The sequence below is a fragment of the Paenibacillus sp. J22R232 genome (assembly GCF_056269165.1).
This window is the reverse complement of record NZ_JBWDNK010000001.1, coordinates 750,257-776,844: the sequence shown is the minus strand read 5'-3', so window position 1 is coordinate 776,844 and position 26,588 is coordinate 750,257. Positions and strand designations below refer to the sequence as shown.

General features: G+C 45.2%; 22 protein-coding genes. 4 read left to right on the top strand and 18 right to left on the bottom strand.

Annotation, left to right across the window (positions count from 1 at the left end; genetic code table 11):
* Positions 1-422: 422 nt before the first annotated feature.
* Positions 423-1,454 carry a nitroreductase family protein gene (locus AC0YN3_RS03725; RefSeq protein WP_475773749.1) on the bottom strand — a complete coding sequence of 344 codons (1,032 nt, stop codon included), beginning with the start codon at positions 1,452-1,454 and terminating at the stop codon, positions 423-425.
* Positions 1,455-1,747: 293 nt separating this feature from the next.
* Here AC0YN3_RS03725 and AC0YN3_RS03720 point away from each other — a divergent pair, with 293 nt between their 5' ends.
* Positions 1,748-2,236 carry a MarR family transcriptional regulator gene (locus tag AC0YN3_RS03720; protein WP_475773748.1) on the top strand — a complete coding sequence of 163 codons (489 nt, stop codon included), beginning with the start codon at positions 1,748-1,750 and terminating at the stop codon, positions 2,234-2,236.
* A gap of 531 nt (positions 2,237-2,767) precedes the next feature.
* Entirely contained in the window at positions 2,768-3,052 is a 285-nt protein-coding gene (locus AC0YN3_RS03715; RefSeq protein ID WP_475774279.1) for a barstar family protein, read from the top strand.
* A gap of 834 nt (positions 3,053-3,886) precedes the next feature.
* Here AC0YN3_RS03715 and AC0YN3_RS03710 read toward each other — a convergent pair.
* The 7 genes from AC0YN3_RS03710 to AC0YN3_RS03680 all read right to left on the bottom strand — a co-directional run bounded on the left by AC0YN3_RS03710 (position 3,887) and on the right by AC0YN3_RS03680 (position 15,008).
* Positions 3,887-5,095 (bottom strand): hypothetical protein, encoded by a 1,209-nt coding sequence (locus AC0YN3_RS03710; protein WP_475773747.1) that lies wholly within the window; start codon positions 5,093-5,095, stop codon positions 3,887-3,889.
* Between the two features lie 142 nt (positions 5,096-5,237).
* Positions 5,238-5,726 (bottom strand): imm68 putative immunity domain-containing protein, encoded by a 489-nt coding sequence (locus AC0YN3_RS03705; protein WP_475773746.1) that lies wholly within the window; start codon positions 5,724-5,726, stop codon positions 5,238-5,240.
* 15 nt (positions 5,727-5,741) lie between these two features.
* The gene (locus AC0YN3_RS03700; protein ID WP_475773745.1) at positions 5,742-6,557 is read right to left on the bottom strand and encodes a DUF5713 family protein; all 816 of its coding nucleotides are present in this window, start codon (positions 6,555-6,557) and stop codon (positions 5,742-5,744) included.
* A gap of 498 nt (positions 6,558-7,055) precedes the next feature.
* A complete protein-coding gene (locus tag AC0YN3_RS03695; RefSeq protein ID WP_475773744.1) occupies positions 7,056-11,696 on the bottom strand; it encodes a X2-like carbohydrate binding domain-containing protein in 4,641 nt (1,546 codons plus the stop codon).
* Positions 11,697-11,892: 196 nt separating this feature from the next.
* A complete protein-coding gene (locus AC0YN3_RS03690) occupies positions 11,893-12,726 on the bottom strand; it encodes a carbohydrate ABC transporter permease (RefSeq protein ID WP_475773743.1) in 834 nt (277 codons plus the stop codon).
* On the bottom strand, positions 12,723-13,595 hold the full coding sequence (locus AC0YN3_RS03685) for a carbohydrate ABC transporter permease (RefSeq protein ID WP_475773742.1): 873 nt from the start codon (positions 13,593-13,595) through the stop codon (positions 12,723-12,725). Before AC0YN3_RS03685 ends, AC0YN3_RS03690 begins: the two co-directional genes overlap by 4 nt.
* Positions 13,596-13,673: 78 nt before the next feature.
* Entirely contained in the window at positions 13,674-15,008 is a 1,335-nt protein-coding gene (locus AC0YN3_RS03680) for an extracellular solute-binding protein (protein ID WP_475773741.1), read from the bottom strand.
* A gap of 416 nt (positions 15,009-15,424) precedes the next feature.
* Between AC0YN3_RS03680 and AC0YN3_RS03675 the strand changes: the two genes are divergently transcribed.
* On the top strand, positions 15,425-17,167 hold the full coding sequence (locus AC0YN3_RS03675; RefSeq protein ID WP_475773740.1) for a sensor histidine kinase: 1,743 nt from the start codon (positions 15,425-15,427) through the stop codon (positions 17,165-17,167).
* 24 nt (positions 17,168-17,191) lie between these two features.
* The gene (locus tag AC0YN3_RS03670; protein ID WP_475773739.1) at positions 17,192-18,442 is read left to right on the top strand and encodes a response regulator transcription factor; all 1,251 of its coding nucleotides are present in this window, start codon (positions 17,192-17,194) and stop codon (positions 18,440-18,442) included.
* A gap of 180 nt (positions 18,443-18,622) precedes the next feature.
* Here the strand turns inward: AC0YN3_RS03670 and AC0YN3_RS03665 are convergent, their stop codons facing one another.
* The 10 genes from AC0YN3_RS03665 to AC0YN3_RS03620 all read right to left on the bottom strand — a co-directional run bounded on the left by AC0YN3_RS03665 (position 18,623) and on the right by AC0YN3_RS03620 (position 26,318).
* Positions 18,623-19,357 carry a DUF3105 domain-containing protein gene (locus tag AC0YN3_RS03665; protein WP_475773738.1) on the bottom strand — a complete coding sequence of 245 codons (735 nt, stop codon included), beginning with the start codon at positions 19,355-19,357 and terminating at the stop codon, positions 18,623-18,625.
* Positions 19,358-19,415: 58 nt separating this feature from the next.
* Complete coding sequence (locus AC0YN3_RS03660) at positions 19,416-20,273, bottom strand: M56 family metallopeptidase (protein WP_475773737.1); 858 nt, start codon at positions 20,271-20,273, stop codon at positions 19,416-19,418.
* Positions 20,270-20,689 (bottom strand): BlaI/MecI/CopY family transcriptional regulator, encoded by a 420-nt coding sequence (locus AC0YN3_RS03655; RefSeq protein ID WP_475773736.1) that lies wholly within the window; start codon positions 20,687-20,689, stop codon positions 20,270-20,272. Before AC0YN3_RS03655 ends, AC0YN3_RS03660 begins: the two co-directional genes overlap by 4 nt.
* A gap of 378 nt (positions 20,690-21,067) precedes the next feature.
* On the bottom strand, positions 21,068-21,580 hold the full coding sequence (locus AC0YN3_RS03650) for an acyl-CoA thioesterase (protein ID WP_441941929.1): 513 nt from the start codon (positions 21,578-21,580) through the stop codon (positions 21,068-21,070).
* Between the two features lie 3 nt (positions 21,581-21,583).
* Positions 21,584-22,549: a nucleoside hydrolase gene (locus tag AC0YN3_RS03645; RefSeq protein WP_475773735.1), complete on the bottom strand. Its 966-nt coding sequence runs from the start codon at positions 22,547-22,549 to the stop codon at positions 21,584-21,586.
* Positions 22,550-22,683: 134 nt separating this feature from the next.
* Positions 22,684-23,415: a ZIP family metal transporter gene (locus tag AC0YN3_RS03640; protein ID WP_475773734.1), complete on the bottom strand. Its 732-nt coding sequence runs from the start codon at positions 23,413-23,415 to the stop codon at positions 22,684-22,686.
* Positions 23,416-23,494: 79 nt separating this feature from the next.
* Entirely contained in the window at positions 23,495-23,959 is a 465-nt protein-coding gene (locus tag AC0YN3_RS03635) for an SRPBCC family protein (RefSeq protein WP_475773733.1), read from the bottom strand.
* A gap of 37 nt (positions 23,960-23,996) precedes the next feature.
* A complete protein-coding gene (locus AC0YN3_RS03630) occupies positions 23,997-24,797 on the bottom strand; it encodes an inositol monophosphatase family protein (RefSeq protein ID WP_475773732.1) in 801 nt (266 codons plus the stop codon).
* Between the two features lie 24 nt (positions 24,798-24,821).
* Complete coding sequence (locus AC0YN3_RS03625) at positions 24,822-25,181, bottom strand: glyoxalase superfamily protein (protein WP_475773731.1); 360 nt, start codon at positions 25,179-25,181, stop codon at positions 24,822-24,824.
* A gap of 144 nt (positions 25,182-25,325) precedes the next feature.
* Entirely contained in the window at positions 25,326-26,318 is a 993-nt protein-coding gene (locus AC0YN3_RS03620) for an iron-hydroxamate ABC transporter substrate-binding protein (RefSeq protein ID WP_475773730.1), read from the bottom strand.
* Between the last annotated feature and the right edge of the window lie 270 nt (positions 26,319-26,588).

Sequence of the window (26,588 nt, the reverse complement as noted above, 5' to 3'; positions counted from 1 at the left end):
TGGAAACCGCCTAAACAGCGGTTTTTTCGTTGTGAGGATATATGTTCTTGACCAATCCTTAAGACAAGAACATATATCCTCATCCGAGATTGAAAAGAACATATACTCATAACCGATTAATCTTGAATTAAGGAACTATCGTTAACATTTAGCTATACCAGCTAATAATAAGCAGCGGAGAAGGCATCGGGAGAAGGCCTTCTCTTTTGATTGCCGAACGATGTCTTGATAAAAACGAGGTGTCAGCGGTAATAAGTTTTTGATTTTGTAATCGGGAATCAAAACTGAGGCGGATGATTGAAGCCGTTTTCGGCTTGACCAAGCTAGAAACCTTTATGTTTCCAACTTGTATTTGTCGGCGGGGGGTGCTCATTCGCCCTTCATCGCACTTTGGTGCTAACTTAAATGAGGTTCATATTTATTCAAAGGCGTATTACATGTAAAGCCGAAGGAGCGGAGGATGAATATGAAATTTGCTCCACTGTCCCAACCTCCAGTACAGCTACAATTGTCTCTTGCAGATCTATCTTAAGAGGTATCGGTAGCCGTCGTTCATATATCCATTCCGGCATGGTGCGACGAACATTCCAGCCTTTAGAGTTGGCCAACAATTGAAAGTTCTGAATCAAACAACATGCTGCAGCATAATCCTCCTCTTGCTTGTGCGGGTCAGTTTCTTTCTTTGCTAATACGATAAGTAATGACTGCGAGGTATTCCCATGTGAAGGCGCGAGTTTAGCAACGGATTCTTCGCCGGTCACATAAATAAAACGCCATGGTTCACGGAGTCCATCATTCGGTGCCCAAACAGCAATGTTTAATGTTTCCAAAATGTCTTGAGAAGATACATAACGGTCTTCATTAGTTGGATGCGGCTTTGTATCTGTTGTGAATTCTGTCCAGTTCATTTCCGCGGGTGTCCTTTTTCGGGCTTTAGGTGACCTATCAAAGTATCCAATATTTAAAATACCGGCAAATTTCTCCCCAGCCTTCAAGCCAATTTCATTAAGAAATGACGGATTGTTCAGCAACGGGTCCGTGTACCAGAGCATCCCCAAACCGTTTTCCCAACCAACCAATTGAAGGTTTTGCATGATGCTGCATACGGCGGCATAATTGTTGTCACGCTGTCGATGATTTTCTGAAGATGCCGCAATAAAAACCAGATGAACCGGCGTATTAAGAACGGATTTGGTGAGAAATCCCGTTAATTTTGACGGGATCAATTTACCAAACTGACTGTCTATTACTTTGGCAAACATGCTCTCTGCCAGTCGCAAACGCGATTCCATGGAGTCATAATAAATGCAACGCCAATGTTGAGGCGCTTCGGATTTCCACAAACTTGAAGCCTGTTTGAGCAAGGAATTCATCAATTCGAATGGGACGGGCTCTGCTTTAAACTTGCGAATGGTTCGGCGTTCTATTATCGTTTTGGCAATATTCACAGCCATACCCCCTCGATTGTAAATGCATGGACTTCAGTTGGCTGAGTGGATGAATCGGAGCGAATCAAACGCAACACCTTCTTTTTATTATTGTTAACGTTGAAACTATAATATAAAAGCGTAATGGCTGTCAACTTCTCTTTATATTCGGTATTTCAGGCTTGATCCCTATGAAGTGAAGTGATAAAATAATTTACAAGTGAACAATAAGAGATTGGGCTTAAAACAATCATATAGCGTTAGCCCGCATTTTAAACTTGCTAGGGGCAAATCGCATACATAAAGGGGATGTTAACATCATGTCTGAGGGGTTAAAGCGAACATTGTACGAACGTTTTCTTCACTTTGTTCATCTAACCGAACAAATGTTTACAGCAGAGATTAGCGAGTTTACTGGCTTGGCACAGTCACATGGCATTACATCCATTCCGAGCAACTTGACAAGCGTACATGTGATTGATTGCATTGGAAACAATGAACCTATTAACAATACGTCGATTGCAGAAAAAATGAATTTGTCCAAAGCCAGTATTTCAAAAATTAGCAATAAGTTACTTCAAGAGGGTTTTATCAAACGAAACCAGATGGTTGATAATAAAAAAGAGGTCTATCTTACCCTTTCACCCAAGGGCAAAAGGATTTATGAATTGCATGCGACCATGCATGAATTAATGAAGGATAGATTTATATCGGTTTTAAATGAATTATCGGAGTCTGAAATCCAGGCCTCCCTGAAATTTTTTCAAGTGATGATTGAAAAACGTGATGATATGTTTAAGGTAGAATAGGTATTAAAAATAGGTAGAACTCAACACCAAACTTCAGCTTGCTTAGCTCATCGATAGAACTTCACACAGCTTGAAGATGATGGAGTCCTTTTTAAGTATTGCTAAGATGACTGCGAGAAAAATAACCAGGTATACATTCGGAAGACCTTTAGTCGAGCAAACGGACAGGATAGTTCGAATGTGGCAATTTGAGAGAAGAAGGTAAGTTGTAAGTTCATGCGTTTACTTATCTGGGTAAATAAGTGAAGAAACTTTAAAATCCAAGAGAGAGCAAGGGGAAAACGGAGGCCTATATGCATGTATTTATCGAGCAGAAACAATAACGTTTAGTTTAGACATTATGGAGTGGAATGCGCCCCGCAGCTGCTCCATTTTTATTAAACAATGAGGCAGTTTAGCGTGGAAAAAGTCAAAATTCATAGTAGAAATATAAATATAAGAAGTTGGGAATTACCATGGCTGTATCACTAATTAAATTAAAGAACACACAACGAGAGGGCTCTCCAGAAATTTTCACAGGAGGGATTTGAAATATATAATTATGATTACTCATCATGGGATTACACAAATTTTCATAATGAATTATCAAGCATGCTTCGCTTCCCTGATTACTATGGTCAAAGCTTAGATGCTTTTAATGACTGTTTATCGGGTATGGAACCTAAAGACAAAGGTATCGTTTTGTCATTTGAAAACTATATAATATTCAAAGAGCCTGTCCGTGATTGCATGAATACTGGAACATTAGCAGGAGAGACCTTATTAGAGCCATATGGAGTACTGATTGTACAGCGGCTCCAGCAGCCCTCATCATGAAAATAGATTTGTAAAGGCGCGAGCCGCCAAAGTGATCAATTGGTTCTGGCGGCTACGCATCTGCAAGACTACCCGGACGGTCTGACGTTTCGGACAATGCGCTTGAGAGCATCAGCGAGTTTGTTAACGCCGGTCTGATGTATAAGATTCGGAATTAGGTAAAGTGCGACATTGATTGAATCACAGAACTCCGGGTCGGTGGTTTTTAGCAATTTCACTTTTCATTTATTAAGGCACTCGAGTAATATTAGCGGAGCGGAGCACTCCAACGCGATCATTGGAGTGCTTTTTATTCGGAGAACAATATAATAGACCGGGGAGATCAGTTTAGAGTAAATGTTCTTGTCATCCGACAAACAACAACACAACTTATAAACATACAAGTGGGTTTATTTCAACCTAAACACATATGTACAAAATACGAGTTTTGTGAATATGTATTTATAAATCAGCGTAACTACGTTGATTTACCGATCCATGTCGTCCATAACTTTCCCCATCTCTTTAACTGTTAAATCTGTATATCTCTTCGTTGTTTCTGTTGATGAATGACCTAATTAATTTGTTAATCTCGGTACAACATTGTTCTCTACATAGTATCGAGTCTCATAATAATCTCTTATATAATGTACTTATATTATGTAAGGTTAATGAAGGTTTCCCAAAACCGATTGCATGCGGTGTCCGTTGCAGTTCTTTTCTGTTAATCCTCATAAATTGTGATCTTGAGTTAACACTCCATAATGAAACTCTATAAATATGTATATGACAGAGCGAACTGTGACAATTTGTAAATTTACATTTAACTAGTACCCGTTCATTTCCTCATTTCATTCAGTAATCGCGTACTGCATCAAACCAGCGTTGAGCCAGCTCCTCTGGTATAGGCTGGCCAATCAAGTGAGCAGACTGGCTGAGTTGCCATACCGCTTCACCAATGCCTTCACGTTCGGCGGTTTCAATGCCTTTGAGGGTATTAAAGCGAACGGTGAAAGCGATGATGGCTTCCTCGGCATCGTCAAAGCTGCGTGCTTCAGCCAAGGTTACCTGTGCAATGTTGTAAGCTTCGTTAGCCAGCTTGGCCAGACGTTTAGGCCATGACGAAAACGGGCGGCCAAACTCGCTCGTCCACCACTCAGGCTTTCGCAATTGGCTCACTGAAGCATGGCCGGTCCACGGGCGCGTTTTAGCACGCGTTTTCATTTGTTGTTTTAGCTGCTTGCCCGCGATCTCTTCCACATTGTAGGCGATAAATCTGTCAAGCAACGGCCATGCGTTCAAGTGCGGCAAATTTCTCAGATCAGGCATGTAGCGCAGCTCCAAATTCGTTAACCGGACATGACGAGCCAGTAAGTCCGCGTCGCAGAAGTTCCCCCATAAGCTAAGTGAATCTAGGTTTGGGAAGCGAATCAGACATTCCAATGAGATAGGCTGTCCTAGCGGCGTGTTATGTAACGTCAGGCTCGTCACTTGATGCAATTCACCCAAGTCGGGCAGCAAGAAAGGAATCTCATTCTTGCGTCTGCCAGTACGCGGCGCTAATGTCAGAGATGATGGCACATCGCCCGTGGCGGAGAAGCGTGATAGATCGCCGGACACGCTCAGGCGGCAATGCCGCTTTGGAAGCCTCAGGCTTAGATGACCCACGGACTGATCCAACTTGATATGCAAGCCATGCAAATTGGACTGTCTGGCATCTATCTCCTTGTCTTCAAATAGGGTCGGAGCCCAGGTCATCTCTTCAATGGGACGTTTCTGCGCCCAGTCAAAAAAACCTGCATCACTGCCTGTATAGTGCAGAAATCGCGGCCAAGGCGAGCCCGCCGGCGTGTAAAAGGAATCGAATACGGTCCAATCGATGTGCGCATCAGGCGATACGTGAAGATCTGCTTGCTTCCCCAATTGCGATGGTCCAATAGATAGACTGCCCACACCGGGCTGAATGACAAGAGTGTGACTGCGAGGACCTGTCAGGTCGATAGGATAACGACCTGTTCCTCTATTAGAACCATCAAATGGGGCATCTTGATTATCATTTGGCATTCCTATCATCCTTTGTTCTAAATCATGTCAAGTCATTCCGGCAAGTATAAAAATTAGACCATGCCAGAGTTAGCCTCCTAGATTACAGAACTCACATCTTAGAGCATGCATGTTGCAATCCTTTTAAATACAATAAAACCGCTTAAAACAGCTCATCTGCGATCATTTTTGCCTTTTCCGCAAGCTCCCTCATATCATCGGTAGGAACAAGCTCGGCTAAATCATAGGACAGCGGATTACGGGAAAACTTGCTCAATTCGTCCCGTAGCAGGTTTCTTTTTTCTTCGGAGGCATCAATATAAAGTTTGCGCGGCTGCCTAGCCTCATCCAAATCATGCAAATCGACATAGCCTGATTTAAGGCACTCCAACACAATGGCTGCAAGATCGATTAGAGTACCGCAGGCAATATCAAGCTCTACCCGAAACATACCGTTAGCACTTCTGCTATCGAAACCAATATTCCCGCCGTTTTTCAAGTCTCCTTCGGAAAGCAGAACATCGAAACCCAAGTCCATTAAAATCTGATTGAGCGTCACTTCCGTTAACTCCAATTGATCCAAATAGTCTAATAATGCCAGCGAATCATCAGAACCGCCAATTAAATCTCCCCACCATTTGCTTATGTACATATATTTCCCCACTTTCTACCAATCACGTTCACGAATGGCTTCTTCCCTATCTATTTCGATACCAAAATAGGCTAAAATATCTTGAACGGTTTGTCCAATTGATTCTCTCGCCACGGTTTCTATCTCGCTGTCGTTTTCGTCAAACTCTTCTGCAAGATCATTGATTGCTCGAATAGCGAAATCAAGCTTTAATTGGATTTCTTCACGTTCTCGATTTCCTTGTTCCAAAAATTCAACAACTTTAGCTAGCTCAGATTTAACTTTATCCACAAGAAAATTAGGGAAGTATCCATCCATGTACATATCTTTTAAATATTCAAATGACTCATGATCATTATCTCGGCTTCTTAGCTCAATTGGTTTAATGTCGTCTGCAACATGTAGTACAGCTTCATTGGGCACTTCACTTGCTTCGTTATCCGTAGTTTGTTCGTTTAGAGCATTCAACGCGGCAGATTGCTTTAGTTGCTTTTGTTTTCGGTCGACTTTACTTCGGCTCCAATCTAAAAAAGTCATCGTATCTCTATCTTCTGGATCTAGCTTATCCGTGATTTCAAATTCTCTTAATGCTTCCTCATACTGTTCAAGATAATAGTAGGAATAGCCCGCCCGAAAATGCCAAAGAGGGTCATTCACACCCGTTTTAGCAATAGCCAAAAGCTGTTCAAGTGCTTCATCGTAACGTTCCAGATTATTCATAGCTCTTGCCAATAAACTGACCGTATCATAATCCCTCTCTGATTGGGGGATTTCCATGACTCTATTTACTATTTTTTCATGTGAATCTTCTTGATGCCAAATAACAAGTTGTGCGAAAAGATCATTTCCCATTATTCATCCTCTTTTCGTTTGTAAAATAGTAACGATTAACCAAATCTATCGTAGATCAATTATCATCAATTTGCAAATTAAGGATATTATTCTATGGTTGGATCCTAATAAGGATATATAAATGAGAGCATCTTTGATAAAATCGTCTTATTTGAGATTTATACCTTTTAAATTTTGGTCAGTATACCTGTATAAGCTCTATCATTGATAGTAAATGTTACATGATTATCGATGCCAATGACACCAATCAATCCGTACAATCAAACGATTCGTATGATTCGTCGGCAATATTATCATGATAAACCATTTTCTAATCAGGATAAAAGATCTTCTAATAACGAAATATACAAAGCAGTTCGTTATTAATGTATTCATGCTTGGCAGCATCTACAAATCAAAAATCTCCATTTGCACAAAAAAATGCAAAATAAAAAGCAGACCGAAAGATCTGCTTTTTATCTTCATATGCGAATTCTTTTTAAAACGTAATGATTTCTATTAAATGTCTTCCTGCTTATCGCCGGCTTTAATTAAATTCAAAATAATGGTAATCGCCTCAGCTCGCGTAGCATGTGCTAAAGGTACAAACGAGTTATCTGGTCTGCCATTTAAAATTCCGGCTTGCTTCATTGCATATACAGCGCTTTTTGCCCAGGCTGGAATTTCGCTGTCGTCTGCAAACCCGGTCGCTTCCGCATCTGTTAGCTTTACTCCGCCAGCTCTCGCAATCATTACCGCAAGCTCCGCGCGGTTAACGCTTGCCGATGGACGGAAACTTCCGTCCTCATAGCCAGTTACGATTCCCGCTTGCAATGCTTGGGCAATCGCTTCCTCTGACCAAGCGCCAATCTTAGCGCCGTCTACGAAACTCAGCTCGGCCTTGCTGTCAGGTAGCTTCAGACCATTCATGAGCATGACAATAAATTCTGCCCGTGACACTGTTGCATTCGGCTTAAACGTGCCGTCCTTATAACCTTTGACGATTCCTTGCTTCACTGCTTCCTCGATGCTGGCTTGTGCCCAGTGACCTTTAACATCCGTAAACTTAGGAGCTTCCGTGCCAGGCCCTACCTCCGTTCCGCCATCCGAAGGATTGCCATTGCCTCCTCCACCCGTGCCATTGCCGTTATTTCCATTATTATTCCCGCCATTGCTGCCTCCGTTGTTTCCTCCATTATTCCCGCCGCCATTGCTGCTCGTGTTCACCACTTGCACCTGAAGCATGGCATCTAGTCCTGCACTAAACGTAAAGGTAAGATTCGTATTGCCTACCTCAAGGGCAGCCAAATACGATTTCAGCAGCGTCACTTTTCCGTTCATCCATGTATAATCTAAGTCAGCCGTTAGCTGCGTTCCGCCATTTTTTACGCCAATTAGCGTATTTCCATTTAAGGCTACATCAATGACTGCGTTCTGCTGCTGTGAAGGATTTTTGTCAAACACGACCGATGTCGGGCTTACAGCGGAATCGGCTGCCACCGCTTCTTTGAAAGTGAATACATTCAAATCGTAAATGCTGGCTCCGTTTCCATTCGAATCCGTAACGTTCAAACGAATATATCTCGCTGAAACGGCCGTTTCCTTGCGATCCTCATTGATCTGCTGTGTAGTTGCCGAACCGCTCTTGTCCGCGTATGTCGTCCAGCTAGTTCCATCTGTAGAAATTTCAATTTTGTATTTGTAGCCCGAAGCCAGCTCAAATACCGTTTTCACGGCTGTAATGTCGTAATTCTTGCCAAGATCGACCTTCAGCCACTGAGGTACCGTTACCCCTTCCTGCTGCGCCCATCTTGTATCTGGGTTACCGTCTACAGCATATAACGGGTTTTTGCTTTGGGACGATGAAACGACCGCTTTACTCAAAGCAATATCGATTTCAGCGCCTCCGATATCTGTCACGTCAATCTCCACCTGCTTGTTGTCACCCGAACTGAATTCAAAGTCCAGGCTGTTTTTTCCTTCGCCGAGCGCTGCAAGATAAGAGCGACGAACTACGACCTCGTTTCCTGATACGCTATAGTCAGTGTCGGGGGTTAGATAAAGCGATCTATTTTTAATTCCTGTTAATGTGTTGCCTTGAAGCTCCATACCCACGGCCAGATCGGTTTGATTATTCGGATTTTTGTTAAAGGCAGCCGTTGTCTGATCCAGCGTGGAATCAGCGCCTGTCTTAGTACCGAATACGCTAAACTCATAAATGCTCGGACCTAGGCTGTAAAATGCCTTTATTCTCATATATCTCGCGGAAACAGCGTTTTCGTTGTTATCCTGATACGATTGCTGCGTCGTTTCGCTTCCCATTCGATCCGCATAGGTGCTCCAATTCTGCCCATCCATCGAATATTCGATTTTATATTTATATCCGCTAGGCAATTCGAACATTGTCGTAACGGATTTCACCGCATAGACTCCCTGCAAATCCACCATCAACCAGCCTTCCGTATTCCAAATGCCTTCTTGCTGCGCCCATCTTGTATTCGGATTCCCGTCCACGGCATTGGCAGGCTCCAAGCTTTGAGATGAAGACGTAGCCGGTTTGTTTAACGCCACGTTAACGGAACCGTCATCTTCGATCGCATTTACCTTCAAAACAGGATCGACTCCTGTCGCAAAATCAAACATCAGATGATTTTCTCCGTTTGGCAGTGCTTGGAGATAGGATTTATGAAGCAGTACCTGGTCCCAAAATAAGGTATAATCTTGATCGGCAACCAACACGGCCGCTCCGTTTTTAATTCCGTCCAGCTTCCCGCCGTTTAATACCATTTTGACCTGTATGTCCGATTGCCTGATCGGGTTTTTGTCGAAGGTGACCTCACTCCGTTGAATCAGGGAGTTAGCTTCGGGAGGCGTGCCGCCTTCTCCAGGATGGACGCTGAATTCATAGATGCTTCCTCCCCAATCGTGGGTCATGGTGATCCGCATGTAACGTGCCATAACCGCATGATTATCCTGATTGGTTTGCTGCGTGGTAGCCACTGCTGTCTTGTCGGCAAACACCTCCCAGTTATCCCCGTCCTCCGAATGTTCAATTTTATATTTATAGCCGGAGTTGAGCTCGAACATCGTACTCGTAGAAGCGATGGCATATACGCCGCCTAGATCTACTGTTAGCCACTGCGCGTCGCTTCTTCCTTCTTCCTGCGCCCATCTCGTCGTCGTATCGCCATCAACCGCGAATGCCGGGTCCTTGCTCTGCGAGAATGCCGTTATCGGTTTTTTCAAAGCGAGATTGATAGGCTCTTTCGGTGCCGGAAGCGGCGCTTTCCCCGGACCTGCTGCAGCGATGATATCCAGCGCCTCCTGCGGCCAGTTATTGCCTGCTACGCTCCAATTCCCATAGGCCGTGCTTGAAGAATTCACGCCGCCAAAATCAACGTTATAGTAGTTATATCTAATAATATTGTCATGCGCGGAGCCAGAGAAGCCATGCTCCGTATTATCAATTACATTTCGCTCAACCATCCGGTAGCTCGTCTGCCCATCCAGATATACGCCCATGATATGGTTCCAGGCCGCGTACTCGCCTTTTCGCATATTTTTAATATAGTTGTGGTAGATGTTCGATTTCCCATCCATGCGGCCGAGCGTGTAAATGCCGCCGCCATCCTGAACAAGCCTGACCGAATCATGAATGTAATTGTTATGCACCTGATTATTCGTCATGCCGTGATCCGTATCCGCCCAGTTCCAACCGATACTGATGCCGGAGTACGGCAAGTTGCTAATTTCATTATTCGCAATCGTCATGTTTTGAGGCAGCATTGCCCCGATACCGACCATATCTCCATAATCCAGCCCGACATGATCAATGGTGTTATGGGAGATGGTATCATATTGGCTTTGACCATCCGGCAGCGTATAAGTCGGATCTTTTCCTTCATTGTCATCCCACAAATCGCCAACGATGCCCATAGCCACGCCGCCACCGGCGTTATCGGCAAACTTGTTCCAGGTTATGTTGGTGTGGTCCGTTCCTTCATACCCCATAATGCCCCAGCTGCCCGCATGTTGAAAAACGTTTTCAGCAATCGTTATATTGCTCGTATATTTCAATTCTAGCATCGCTCTCGATGCGGTATAACGCGCCGTATTTCTAATTTCCGCATTGTTGCCGCCAGTCACGGATTGATACCTGAAGCCAGCCTGCACATCCACGTAGCCATAGCTAGAAGGCGCCAGCCAATTGCTGTGCATCATTTGAATGCCTGATAATTCAATGTTCTGTACTTTGCTGCCTGGGCTTCCTTCCATTTTCACAACCGTCTCCAGCTTCGGCGCGATAATGCGGGTTGCATTCATCGTTTCGCTGCTTCTCGGCTTGTAATATACCGTTTGATCAGCAGTATCCAAATACCATTCGCCTTCTGCGTCAAGCAAGGATAAAGCGTTTTCAAAGAAGTATGGCGAATTTCCTTGGCTATGGTGATTATAGGAAAAACCGCTTTCAGGAAATTTAAAATCGACTTGTCCTGTTGTTCCATTAATGGTGTCAATCCGGCCGCGCACTTGGCTCCAACTTTGCACAATGACCATTTCCGCGGAGCTGCTGCTTAATTGACTAGCCCAGGTGCGTTCGTCTTCATCGACCACATAAGGATATTCGCCGTTTTTAGCCCGGTAATAGGGACCTTTAACAACATCATTCGTCATATTGGGCTGACGGGCACGGATTCCTCGGTCCTCTCCAACGTACAGCTGTCTGAAATTCCAATTAACGCCGGTTTTCTTATAAATGTTTTTGTCAGCGTCATAGAGTTCCCAGCCTGCACTAATGTCTACGCCGCCGCTAATTACAGGATTCGCTCCTGAATCAGCGGTATAGATAACCTTGAATCCGTTATTTCCGGAATCCAGGCTGCCAAAGGTCAGCGTCTCCGCTAACGGATATTCGCCATCCTGCAAATAGACATAGATATCGCTTGTCATCGTACTGTTTATTTCGCGTACGGCCAATTTTGCTTTTTCTAATGTTTTGAAAGGCAATTCAGAAGTTCCGCTGTTGTTGTCATCCCCGAGCGGCGATACATAAAAGCTCTGCGGACCAGCGGCAGCCCGTACAGGCTGAATCGCACCTGTGAGGGATAAGCTTGTGAACACCATGTATAGGGCGATAAATAAAGCAAGCTTTCTTTTCATCGATTGACGCCTCCTATGTTTCTTTTCGCATTCGTTTTGGAATAGAACCAGCGCGGCTTATTTACGTACGCACTGGTTCACAAGTTCAACTTAACTCCGTGCTCCGCCTCCTCCCCAGAGAATATAACGTCCGATCGTGATGCCAATCGCTATAGCAGAATAAGACTTCTTAGCGATTTCATACACAGCGGCGAGGCTAGCCCTTCAACGAACCTTCCGTCAATCCGGCAATAAATTGCCGCTGCATGAACAGATAGAGCAGGAAGATCGGAGCCGAGGCGAGAACGACCAGCGCAAAAACATCCTCCCAATTCGTGCTGTACTGCCCTACGGCTTGATAGATTCCCGTCGTCACGGTATAGCTCTTGGTTGAACCCAAAATAATAACCGGATTAATAAAATCATTCCAAATCCATAGACAGAGGAATATGACGGCGGAAGACGTTGCAGGGCGCAGCAGCGGAAATAATATTTTCCAAAAAATCGTCAATTGGCTTGCTCCGTCTATCTTCGCGGATTCATCCAGCTCTCTCGACAGCGTCCGTATGAAGCCAACGAATATAAACACCGTGAACGGTACGTAAAACCCGATATTGTAAAGAATAAGCCCCTGCGGCGTGAACATCAGCCCAAGCTTCGCGAGTACCTTAACCAGCGGAATGAGAATGACCTGAGGCGGTATCATGAGCCCTGACAGCAGCAATAAATAACACACGGACAGGAAACGGCTGCTCACGCGGGCAAAAACAAAGGACATCATGGAGCAAAGCACAACCAACAGCACTACCGATACCGAAGTTATTAGAATAGACGTTCCATACGCTTTGAAAATATTAAAAGAGGGCGTCACGGCCGATCTTATGAAATTGTCCATCGTCAGGTTAAGGACAGGCAGCGAAAAGGGATTATCCAATATGTCTTTCCTCGTCTTGAATGCATTGACAACAGCGATATAGAACGGAACAAGCAATAGAAGAGATAAAGGCATGAGGAACAGATGCCTTGCATATGGAGCGAAATTTCTCCTCACAGCAGCCTCTCCTCTCTTCTTCGCAAATAGACAGTCAAGGATACCGATAACAGACTTACGATAATGAGCATATAGACGGCTAGGCTTGCGGAGTAGCTGAGTCGATTCGCGCTAAAGCCTACTTTGACTACCTGATAAGCAATGGTTTCCGTAGCGCCAGCCGGTCCGCCAGAAGTCAGGATAGCCACTCGGTCGTACTCCCGCATTGAGCCCGTAAACATAAAGATAATGCTCATCGTGAATGCAGGCGCCAGCATAGGAAACGTAATATGCCTGAACTGCTGCCATCTGTTTGCCCCATCCATTTTGACCGCTTCATACAAGCTGCCCGGAATCGATTGGAGTCCAGCCAAATAGATCACGATGATAAAGCCGGTAGACTGCCAGATAGCAAGAAACGTAATGGTCCATACGGCCAAATCTGGATTGCCGAAAAACTCGATCCGATCTACTCCAAGCTGCTCCAGCAAGTTGTTTAACAATCCGTTGTAGCTCAGAATGCTCTTCCAAATGAAACCGACCGAAACTGTGCTAAGCAGCAGCGGAAAAAAGAATACGGATCTATACAAATTTGTCATCCGCCCTTTTTGGTTCAGGAGAACCGCAAAGGCGATACCAAGTATATTCACGGCCAGAGTTGCGATCACCGTAATAAACAAGGTGACTTGCAGCGCATGTGCAAAAGCTTTGTCATGAAAGGCTTCCGCGTAATTGCTTAATCCGGCAAATGAATAGGACGGGCTGAGACCGTCCCAATCGTAAAAGGAGTAATAGACCAGCAGGAAAATCGGAATCAGCAGAAAACAGAAATAAATGATGATGCCGGGTGAAAACATTAACGCATAAGACCATCGGTCATTTTTAAGCAAATCGGATCACCGCCAAATCTCATTATGATGCCCTTTGAAAAGGAGCGAAGCCTGTGGATCGCCCCTTCTGCCGCAGCTCTATTTGTTGTTCTTGTCCCAATATTCGTCCAGAGATTGCATGCCTTTCTCCACATCTACCTCACCGAGCAAAATGTTTTGCGCCACTTTGTTGTATTGATCCTGAATGCCTGCAACGGGTACTCTGCCGACTTTATTGTTCATATGGCCAACCATTGGAGGATTGTTCAGCAGCAGCTCGTAAATCTCCGTTTGCAGCGGGGACATTTCCCATTTGAGCGGCTCCTTCAAGTTCGAGAACAAAGCATCTGCTTGCAAGAAGCCTTTATGTGCTTCCGGGTCGAGCATCATAAATTTAGCGAATTTCAGCGCTTCTTCTGCATGCTTCGTGTTTTTGGCAACCGCATAACCGCCCGCATTCTCTCCGCCTAGCAAATATTGCGTGCCGTCCTTAGTAGGTGTTGCAAATACGCCTACCTCGAAATCCTTTTCCGCAACGGCTTCAGCCGCGCTGAACCACGAACCCATCGGGTACATCGCTCCCTTGCCCTTCAAAAACTCCTGCTCAACCGCTGTGTAGTCTATGCTTAAAGCACCTTTATTGAAATAACCCTTCTCCACCAGATTGGCATAATAGCTTGCCGCTTCCTTCCAGTTCTCATCTGTAAATTTCACTTTATTGTCGAAACGATCCGCGTACCAGCTCTTATTGTCCTTATACACGCTCGGCGATGTCATGACGGAGAACGTGAACCCAGCCGTCCAGTCGCCTGCCGTCAACAGCGGCGTAATATTTTTGGCTTTCAGCTTCTCGGCTGCCGCTTCCAGTTCCGCCCATGACTTAGGGGTGGAGGCAATACCGGCTTCAGCAAACAGCTTTTTATTATAGAAAACAAGCGATTGCGGCTGTCTGATGGCTGAGATGTTGTACAGCTTGCCATCGATCATTTCAGCCTCGTAATTATTAATGTTCTTAATGTCCTCATCGATTGGAATTTCAAGCAAGGCATCCGCATCTACGAACATTTGAATCGTAGCGTTCTGGACAACGTCAGGGAAATCTCCCGATGCGAGCAAGGTTTTGAGATAGCTGTCCGGCGACCCTTCGTTCGCTGGAGGTTGAATGCGCTTTATTGTAATACCAGGGTTAGCGCTTTCAAACTTTTGAATCAATTGGTCGTAATATTCTACCGTCAGGTTCGGGGTGACCCAGGATTGAAATACGATTTCAATATCCTTGACCGTTTCTTTGTCTGTCCCCTTCACCTCGCTGCTGTTAGCCGACTGGGCTGGCGTTGGCTCATTCCCGCCGGAACCTCCATTGCCATTGCCCCCGCAAGCCGCTAATCCTGTCACCATCATCATGCCCATACCTAGTGCAAACCACTTTCTCATTGCGACCACCTCTTCGTCTCGTTTAATAACCACAAATCTATTATAGGAAGATATCGTTGCTCACTTCCACAGCACAAATGCTACTTTCACTAGACCAATTAAACTACTTTTATGAGCATTCCCTCTACCTAATCAGGACCGCATGATACGTACAACTTCAATAAGCCGTTGGCCTATCTGATCTTGGAACGGCTTCCGCTAAAGCAAAAACCATATCTTTACTGGAAAAATTGTATCTCTTCGATTCTATCGCTGACCATACGCTGAATGTTGTTGCATCTGTTATTCGACTTGCCATGGATCATGGACTTGATGCTTAACAGTTGACAGCGCTTTATTTTTGCTCATAAAATGACGGTAGAAGAATGAACGACCCTATTAATTCTATAATGACCAACATCGAAGGAGTCGGCTCCATGTGGATGAAAGCCTTATACCGTGAATGGATCGGCAGATTTATATTTCGGAAGCTGAATATTGGGATTGGCGCAGCCCTTCTACTCATATTTTTGCTGCTTGGTCTTGTCGTCTACAATAACTTCTATTCGATTCTGGAGAAAAAGGAGCATGAGCTGCTGAGCTTTCGCACGGAAAAACTAAAAATGCAAATGCTCGACATCATGGAGCGGTTCAAATATGATTCGATGAGCCTCTATCAGAATAGCAATATGCAGTCCAGCGTGTACGAGATGTTCCTACCTGACAATATTCCTTCGGATAACGAAGACAGGAAAGCGATCATAGAACAGAACTTTATTAAAAACGTGATGACGCATATGCTTTCCCGTAACCCGTATACTTCAGCAGTGATGATGTACCGTCTGCAGGATGAGCGGCTATTCGTTGAATCTCAACAGCAAAAGTATGGCGCCAATCCCTCCTTTTCCTATGAACCATTTTTCGAATCATTCCCAAAAGCTTACCAGCACCCCTATTTCGGAAGCTCCGAGCAGTTGCTAGCGCCCGCTGACCGAATGTTATATATCGTCAATCCTATCTATAACCCGACGAGTATTCATCCCGATCAGGTATACGGGTATCATCTCATTACCTTGAATACACGCATGATAACGAATGAGTTCGATAACCAAAGCGCGGACTACAGGCTTATTATGAAGCAGAACGGCGCATTACTGCTCGATAGCAGGCCCAATGGACAATCAGACTGGGCCGCATCCGATGATTTAATCTCACGGGTCACCATTGATCCCTACGAAATCGAGATGATCGGCATCAGCTACAAATCTAATTTGCAAAGCAAGCTATCGGATATCGCGGTTCGCATCCTCACCATTCTTGGCCTAAGCTGGCTCGTTTGCATTATTATCATTCATCTGATTCAGCGGTTTATCGTTGGACGGTTTAACCAGATGAGCAAGCATTTCAAAAAGGTGCAGCGCAACCCGTTCACGCCTCTGATGCCCATTAGCGGAGAGGATGAAATCAGCGATCTGATGCTTCGCTTCAATCGAATGGCACAGGAGCTGCAGAATCATATCAGCCAGGTCTATATCGCGGAAATTCGCAAGCGAAATGCGGAGTTCATCGCGTTAAAAACCCAGATCCATCCTCATTTTCTTTACAATACGCTGGAGTCGCTGCGCATGCAGGCCGTCATCAGCGAACAGCCCTTTCTGGCGGAGAAGCTTTATCACCTTGGCAGGCTGTACCGATGGATGCTTCAGCCTACTGACGACCTAATCTCGGTACAGGAAGAACTGGCGCATACCACCTACTACCTAGAGCTGCTCATGCTTGGCAAATCCAACCGCATTGCCATTCGAGTCATCTCGGAGATTAATCTAGAAAACTGCTTCATGCTCAAGTTCACTCTGCAGCCTGTTATTGAGAACGCGATTCAGCATGGACAGCTAGAGCAATATGAAGATCCTATCATTACCGTTACGATCAAGCGAGAAGACCATCTGCTCTTCATCGAGATTTATAATAATGGCAAGAATATAACCGCTGAGGAGCACCTCCGCTTGCAGCAGCTGCTGCAAACCGAAAATACGTTTCCTGAGCAGCATCTTGGACTTAAAAACATTCATGAGCGCATCAAGCATTTTTATGGCAATGAGTACGGCTTGTCTCTGCCCGAGCACCCGTCAGAGACGAAATCCTTTCAGCTTACCATGATATTCCCCTATAAACGATAGCCAGCATACTAGAGGAGGAATGAGATGACAAGTCTATTAATAGTCGATGATGATCAATATATTAGAGAAGGCTTGAAGCGGTTAATTAATTGGAAAGCGCTTAATATTACCCGTTTATCCGAGGCAGAGGGCGCTTATGAAGCGCTGGAGCTCATGGAGTCGAATCGATCGCATATCGTGCTGACCGACATTCGTATGCCCAAGGGGGACGGGCTGCATCTGATTGAACAGATTCGGCTGAGGAACTGGAATACTTCGATCGTTGTATTAAGCGGCTACAATGAATACGCGTATGTTCGCCAAGCCATGAAACACCATGTCGAGGATTATTTGCTCAAGCCGATTGACGCCTCAGAGCTGACTGAAATTATTGCCTCGTGCACGGAACGCTTTCAGGGGCAATATATAGCCGAGCAAATGCAGAGAGAATCGTTTCAATTGTTGAAAAACAACATCCTGCTCCGCTGGGTGCAGAACCGAATTCAGTACGACCAACTGCGCGAGAAGCTGAAATTTCTTCAATTGCCTTTGCTAATGAATGAACAATATCAAATATGCATCATCGATTGGCATGATCGGCAGGAAGGCGAGCTTGCCCGCAATGAAGAGCAATATCGGTCATTTGCGATTCTGAATAGCGTGGAAGAGGTGCTGCTCGAAAGCGGCCGTGGCATTGCCTTTCTCAATGAGAATCGGCAAATTATCGTTTTGTTTACCGACGAAGGCAATGATTCCGAAAGCTTCCGTGCAAGCAATCAGAGCTGGATGCTTGAGCTTGCCAAGCGGTATGGCGAAATTCTAAAAACACCTTGGTTCAATCATTTCGGGAAAGTCACCTGCCTGCCCCGATTGCTGCATGAATCATATAGCGAAGCATTGGCGCAATGCTGCATGAATAAAGGCCTGCATAAGTCAGAGCAAGAACTAGACCTGATCTCTCAGAATCCAGTCGTCAGACAGGTCGAACGTTACGTACAGGAGCATTTTAGCGAAGAGCTATCCTTGCAGCTGCTTTCGCTTCAATTCAATGTCAACGCCGTTTATCTAGGGAGGCTATTCAGGAAGGAAACGGAGCAATCCTTCAACGACTATCTTAACCGCATTCGGCTTAACCATGCTAAGAAGATGCTGGCCGTTACGGCATTAAAGGCAACGGAAATTGCTACGGCCGCCGGTTTCCTCGACCCCAATTATTTCTTTCGCAAATTCAAGCGGGTGCACGGCATCTCTCCCTCCGATTACCGGCTCTCGGTGAATAACCTTACGGAGCAGTAGAACGCCACAATGGCGCACCCTTTAGAGGTTCATTGGGACAAGATACAACTCCTGTTCTATCGCTACCACTGTCTCTTCAAGCAGCTCGATACTATGCACACCTTTCTTTTATCGATTGATTATAAAAAAAGCTTAACCGAAGCAGCATTTGCTAGGTCGGTTAAGCTTTTGTGTTTCCTTTTACATGGTACCCCCGCCGCGGCGAATTTGCGCTGGGATCTTCTCTGGTCCTTCGTTGATGTACGTATAAATAAAGGTCGCTACTTTAGCTTCATCGAATGCCGTAAGCTCCATCGTCCTTGTCCATGCATTAACGACAATTTCTTTGCCTTCGGGGATATCCTCGTTTGGTACGGCCAGAATGCCTGCACCCGCTTCCCTAAAGTTAACGAGATAGTTCAGGAGCTCAATGGTTTGAGGATCAGCTCCCGCACGGTAGTAAATAATGATATCCCCATGCTCTAAATTATGAACGAGCATTTCGTTTGCCGGCTTTTCCGTATAGAAACCAAACTTCAGGTCATGCGGGCTATGCGTACCCGATGTAGGAATTTTCATTTCATATGCAACAGGCTCATCCGAATGCTCCGCTCCATAATACGTATCTTCATTCACTTCAATGTCGGCCTTTAGGTTCAGGTCGTCCACATCATAAGATTTGGTCAAATCTTGGGCAAAATGAACGACGACAACGATAAGGGAAATGCTCAAAAGCATGTGCGCGGCCACCCGCATTTTTTTCGTTTTTTGTCTGAGTGCCGCCTTTTGTTCCTTTTTCAGGCTGCTCGTATTTTCATTATTCCATTTCGAAGCATACCAATAGCCTATCAAAGCAAGCAGCATGATAACTGCCGCTGTATACAGCAAAAAATAAGTAGAGCCTGATTGTTCATGAAGCAAAAGATGGGATTCCATAGATGATTGAAACGCTCCTTTTCACACTACACATCGTAGTTCTTATAGTTAAAGAAAACTAGGCGACCGCCAACACAATCATGCCCATAAACAAGAGCATAACAGGTATAGAAATCACGATAGTCATAAGATTTAAACGCACCGGTATCTCTTCATTCGGATCAATGAGCTGCTGCAGCCTGTAATTCACTACGCCATCAGAGAAATAAACGAGTACAGGCGTAGGATGGTCTCTGAAGCCTTTTTTAATAAGCTTTAATAACGCGCCGCCTAAACCAAGTTCCGAGCCCGTATGGCGAATGGCAGATTCATCTGCCAGCAGCTCGCTGATCAATTTATAATTGCGATAAGACCATTTGGCAATCGGAAGAAACCAAAGCGATTCTGAAATAAGCTGAAGCACGAATATTTTTAATGGATCAAAATGGGATTGATGGAATGCTTCATGTGCAATGACCGCTTCCAGCTCCTGATCGTCAAGCAGTTCAATCAGGCCGCTGGACAAAACGACTAGTGGACGCCTGAAGCCAACCGTGAAGGCCATTGGCTGCTCATGTCCAATGACAATAATATGCTGATTCAGCGGTTGGTACTTCTGAATGACATGGGCTGTCCAGTCAATGTCCCTGAGCGACATCAATCTTAGCTTGAATCGATTGGACCGTACATATTGCTGGGTTACTCTTAAACAAACCATGAGAATGGCATACGCGATTAATGCGTTGAGAAACGTGATGACTATAAAATAATAAAGCGAATTTTCCCTAAACAAGCTCATGCAGAATTTGAAAAAATTCACTTTGACATCGACCCCGAAGAAGAGGTGTGCCAAATACATGCCCATTTGACTCCATACCGCAATTGCGATACATAGGCTAACGGCCATAATGAGCGCGGACTTGCGCTGCCACCTCATGACGGCTTATCCTTTTTCAGCTGCCGCAGCTTGCTTTCTAATTTATCAAGCAAGGACTGGTCCACCTCTTTGATTGCATCAATCATATGATTAATGACGACTCCGCCAAATTCATCAAGCAAATTTTCAGTCAACCGCTTGGATTGCTCCTCAATGAACGACTCCTTTGATGCAGTCGGGCAAAATAACGATAACCTACCTTTTGATCTCTTTTGCAATATTCCTTTTTCCACTAGCCGATTCATGACTGTCATTACCGTATTGAAATTAATTTGCTTCTCTTTCTCAAGGCGGAGCTGAACTTCTTTAATGCTCAGCTCTTCCGCATCCCACAGAATTTCCATAATCTTAGCTTCCAGGGAGCCGAAAAATCGATTCAAGCCAACTTCACCATACTTGAAATTTTTAATATCCATGGCCCGCTCCTTCCACTACATATTATAGTGCAGCAATCATCCCATTTCAAGCATCAGCATTTACCGCTGTTATATTGGATAATAAGAACATATGTTCCGATTAGTGAAAACCACCATTTTCCATCATTTAGTTCCTTTTTTGACGTTTATTTGCTGCTTTAGGCCGTTTGGTTTGAATTTCGCCTCGGTTTGGTCGAATCCGTGTAAGAAATGGATTATATTGCTGTTTTTCGGTTTTCGCGCCCACGGAACATATGTTCTCATATCGTGTTTTCATCACTTATGGAGTCATTTCTTCGTCTCAAATGGCATTTTTACGAATAAAAAAACCTGCAGCAGCATCTTGCGCTGTTGCAGGCGATCATCATTTATATCGAATTAGTCCCAGGGATGCTTAACGGTTAAGAATCCAGCAAATTTTTTGCTCTCATCTCGTCTGATTTTCCGCATATCCGCCCGATGGGGAGCCGTTTCAAACAATTTCAGCTCCTCTTCCGTCTCTGGGATGACGAGAGGCACGGGTACCGGTTTGCGGTTTTCGTCAAGCGCAACGAAGGTTAAGAAGGAAGTTGCTGCGACTTTCCGCTCACCGCTAAGCAAATCTTCTTTGATAACCTTTACGAACACTTCTACCGATGTGCGCCCAGTCCATGTTACAAAGGACTCCAAGCATACCGAATCCGAAGGCCTGATCGGATGCAAGAAATCGACAGAGTCCGTAGATGCCGTTACAACGGACCGTCTGCAATGCTTTGTTGCAGCGATTGAAGCAATATCATCGATGTAAGCCATTAATTTGCCGCCAAACAACGTATTATGATTGTTTACATCAGGCGGGAACACACGGGCTGTTTTATAGCACTTTGATTCGCGTGAAAAACGCTGTTCCATCAATTATCTTTCCCCTTTAGTAAATATGGATAATAACTCGGCAATCGCCTTCTCTTGATCCACCTCAAGACAGAACTCAACCGGACGACCTACGACTGCACGAACCCTGCGATCCGTGATGATCATTCCCGCCGTGTAGCCATCGCCGCAATCGATTGCTGCAGGAATCGTCTCCGTTCGCACCAGCGAAGAATTTACGGCTACAATAACCGCTAGCGGGTCATGCATGGGACACTCTCCGTCAAAATCATTGGAGAAGGCGTAGAAGTCAAAATAGATTTGCAGCGCTGAATTCATAAAATCAAATACTTCACGTTTAGTTGGTGCAACATCTCGCGATAGATCGGACAAATGCTGCTTCGTCAAGCGAGTCTGCTGCGTAACATCCAGCCCAACGACCGTAATCGGGAGCGTTGATTCGAATACTTGCGCGGCGGCCTCGGGATCGCCGTACAGGTTCGCTTCACTTACCGGCGTAATATTGCCCGGCGCAAACACGGTACCGCCCATGATGACCACTTTTTTGAATTTGGACGCTATTCTCGGATCAAGCTCCAAAGCGAGTGCCAGATTCGTTAATCTGCCGACGGTTACCAACGTAAGCTCGCCTGGCGATTCATTTACCTTTCGCACGATAAACGCCGCAGCCGACTCTTCCAGCGCTTGCGTCCGTGATGGCGGTAGAATAGCATCGCCAATTCCGTTATGTCCGTGGATGTGAGGGACTGCCCCTGGAAAGATGCGTTTAAGCGGTCCTGCCGCACCTTTTGCCACGGGAACCTCATAGCCGCAACTCGCAGCTTGTATGACCCGCAATGTATTTTCGGTCGCTTGGTCAACGTCCGTATTCCCAAACCCGGTCGTAATGCCTTCAACCTTAATAGCTGGCGACAATAAAGCATATAAAATGGCTAAGGCGTCATCTATGCCGGTATCTACGTCAAGAAGCATTCTGTTTATGTTCGACATGTCATGAAACCTCCATCTACTATCCATGTTTGTAATGAATCATTCGTATATTGTAATCGATTACTTCGATTATATCGATCTGCCCGCTCAAAGTTTGTTCGGTTTAACGATATTGCAGCCTATTTTTGTATCCTTTAACCAAAGTAAAAGCTGATATAAATCATAATAAGCAATCCGATGATAAAAGAATACGTCGCTGCGCGCTCATAACCGTGGCCATGGGTTTCCGGAATTAGCTCCTTATACACGATGAAGAGCATCGCGCCTGATGCGAACGCCAATCCATAGCCGATGAGTCCCGCGATATAGCTTGCGGCAAAATAACCGACGATTGCGGATACGACCTCCATTAATCCCGTCAAGGTCACGATCAGCATGAGCTTAAGCTTGCTAACCTTGGAATGAATAAGAAATATCGCCAGTACTAGCCCTTCCGGCATATTTTGAGCACCGATCGCAATAGCGACCATCGGACCGAGGCCATTATTCGTACTCGCGTAGCTGAACCCCGTGCTTAATCCTTCAGGAATATTATGTATAAATAACGCAAAGATTACGAGCAATGACTTGCTATCAAACGACGAGATGCCTCTTCTCTGCTCAATGTCGATGTGGGGCAAATTTTTCTCCAGCAGGTCCAGTGCGATCACGCCAATAAGCAGCCCAAGCGTTAATGGAATAATGCCCGATTCTTTCAAAGCTTGCGGCAGCAAGCCAAATGTAGAAGCTGACACCATAATTCCTGCCGTAAAAGCGATTAGCACATCCTTCCATTTCTCTGAAAGGCTTTTGACGAAAAGCAGCGGTACAGCACCAAGTACCGTTGCCATTGCGGATATAAAACTGCCGACGAGCGCTTCTACCATGATGCTTCTCCTGACTGGGCAGAGCTTTACCCTAAAGGTTTTTCCTTATTTTGCACGCGAAGATGACAGATCATCCATGCTACCCGTTTTCGGGCTGCTCCGCCCATATTTTTAATTGTTTATTGCGATGCTCCAAAAATTTTCTCATATAACGCTTTAAGATAACACGCTCAGCAAACCAACCAAGAACGCCAAGCGGCGCTTCAAAACGGAGGACATCCGTCATCAGCGTCCCTTTTCCCCGCTCCTCAAAAAGATGCTCATGCCTAAGCGATTTAAAAGCGCCCTTTTGCGTCTCATCTACAAAAAATGACGGAACGACCATCTCGCTTATTTTCGAGGTGAGACGTTGTCTAACGCCGAAATGAGTCGCTTCAAACGTAACAAGCTCGCCTTTTTGAATCAAACCTTTCGTAACGCCCGCCACTGCTTTTTCCCGTGTATGCTTCCAGACGGTTTTTGTATGTAGATCGATATCGCGTGCCATGTCGAAGCAGATTTCAATCGGCGCCTCGATATAAATTTCATAATTAAACCACCGCATTTCTTGTTCCTCATCTTCCAGCAGCATCTCGCATGATTTAAGCCAAGCCTTGTTGAACCAGATTCAGGAAATATGATTGATGCTTCGGCTGGCATGCAATAAGATACGGCGAATCACTCACTCCCATAAAAGGCCTGCCGGAATAATCGATGACCGTCCCCCCTGCTTCCAGCACCATCAGTATGCCTGAATATAAATCCTCGCCTTCCGAATTATAAACGATAATCGCATCCGAATCGCCGCGTGCCAGCATCGTCCACTGAAGAGTAGGCGCCCACAGCCGCATCATTCGTTTCGTATGGACATCGATATAATGCCTGAGCTTAACCGCCTGTGCTTCATTCTGAACGGCATGGCCTTGAATCCAACCCACGCGCGCTTTGCTGAAAGGTTTAGCCCGATTGATGCTCACTGGATTCCCGTTGCAAGTCGTTCCCTCACCTTTAATGGAAACGTACAGCCGCTCGGTCATGGGTTCGTAAATAACGGCCAAAACAGGTGTTTTCCCATGCACAAGCGTGATGGAAACGGCGAACAGCGGCAAGCCTACTGCGTAATTATTCGTTCCGTCTAGCGGATCAACTAACCAAAGCCATTCACTTTGGACATCGTTCTCGCCGAACTCCTCGGAACGTATGCTATGCGCCGGAAATACGTTTCGGAGCTTGTCCAGAATCAGGCGTTCAGCGAGATGGTCAGCCTCTGTTACGATATCGCCGTGGTCGTCCTTCTCATCGTAGCTATCGAGCACTCCGAAGCGTTCTTTTACAACTCGTCCCGCTTCATAAGCCGCGGCAACCGCTACTTCTCTAGCTATCGTCAGAGTCAATGGTTCCATTTGGTTTGCACCCCCGCTTTATTGTTATTTATGGGAATAGAAATGCAACCGGTTCCCGAACGGGTCTGTAAGCTTAACCGCGTTCCATTCCTCATCGAATCCCGGTCTAGCAAATTTATAGGATTTGCTTAATAGATGCTCCTGCAGCGCCTTAGCGTTTTCAACCTCGATTCGGACGGCTGCGCCAGGCGTGCAATCCCCGTAATGCTCAGACAAATGAATAACGCAATCACCGCTTGATATTTGCATATAAATGGGCATATTAGGCTCGAACCGATGCTCCCAGTCGCAGGCGAATTCTAGAAAATCAATATAAAACTCACGTGCTTTAGCATCATCAAAAATCCGTAAAATCGGAACCGTTCTCTTCATCGCCGTTACCATTTCCCAACACATCCTTTTCACAGCATTGACCTTCCACGATTATACATGGAATTTGAATGCTAGAGAAGGCTGCGCAATAAGAAAAGGACCGCAGCCGGCCGCGACAATCGCATGTGGCTACAGTCCTATATTCAATAAATCGATTTATTTAACAATGCTTTCCAGTACATCGTCAATAACTTGCGAGTATGCGATCGTACCTGCGTACAACCAGCTTGACGTACTAGGGTATTGATAAAGCTTGCCGTTTTTGACGGCAGGGATGTTCTGCCAGATTGGATCGCTCAATGCTTTTGAATCCGTTTCTGTGCCGCTGTTAACTAGGAATAAGTGATCGGCATCAAGCTCAGCAAGCTTTTCAAGCGAAATCGCGTTCCAATTGCCTGTTCCCGCTTCAGAAATTTCTTTAACGACAGCTGGTACCGCTAGTCCGAGCTGGTTGTATAGCAAATCTCCGCTTGAGAGCTTGTCGCTCACGATGTAGAACTTGTCTTGTATGATCCACAGTGCCGCTGCGGATTCGCCAGCCGCAACGCCCTGCAGCTTTTCTTTAGCTTCTTTAGCTTTCGTGTCATACGCTTCAAGCGCTTTTTGAGCTTCTTCACTTTTACCGACGACTTCGCCGATTTTCAGCAACGCTCCGCGCCAGTCAGCTGTCAATTTATCGCCAATCGTAAAGGTAGGCGCAATTTTTGAATATTGATCGAATTTATCGCCTTCCACGTTGCTGTCATATGCCATGAGGATAAGATCAGGCTCAAAGCTTGTTACTGCTTCGAATGGAAGATCGAAGCCAATATGAGGAACGTCCGCCAGTGAATCTTTCAGGTAGTCTTGAATGCCGTTTGGAACGGACCATTGCGCAACGGGCTTGATACCCAAAGCAACTAGATGATCTTCCAAGTAGGATGCAATGATACGCTGTGGATTTGCAGGAACGGTTACCTCATGGCCTAATGAATCCGTCAACGTTCTTTCAGTTGGCGCTTCCGTAGGCGCGGCCGTTGCAGCAGGCTCATTCGTTGCCGCATTGTTCGCTGCTTGATTTGATGTATTGTTACCGCAAGCCGCTAACCATAGCGACATGACCATAAGACTCAATAATACCCATACAAACTTCTTGTTGCGTTTAATCACTGTATTTCCCCCTGTATTACGATTATAGTAGTCGCTTGTGAAGCAGGACCGCATCAAAAGTCAACTCATGATAACAATTATCATTTTCATTGTCAACACGATTTTCTCTTTTGTTTCTTATGCCCCAATGATAGCGTTAATTTATTGCTATTTCACACAAAAAGTTTCCATCTCCGATAAATTATTCATCAGTCGGATCGAAATCCGCCTATTTCATAAAAGAGCAGCCAAAAACGATAGTTACTCGTTTTTGGCTGCTCTTAGTGATTA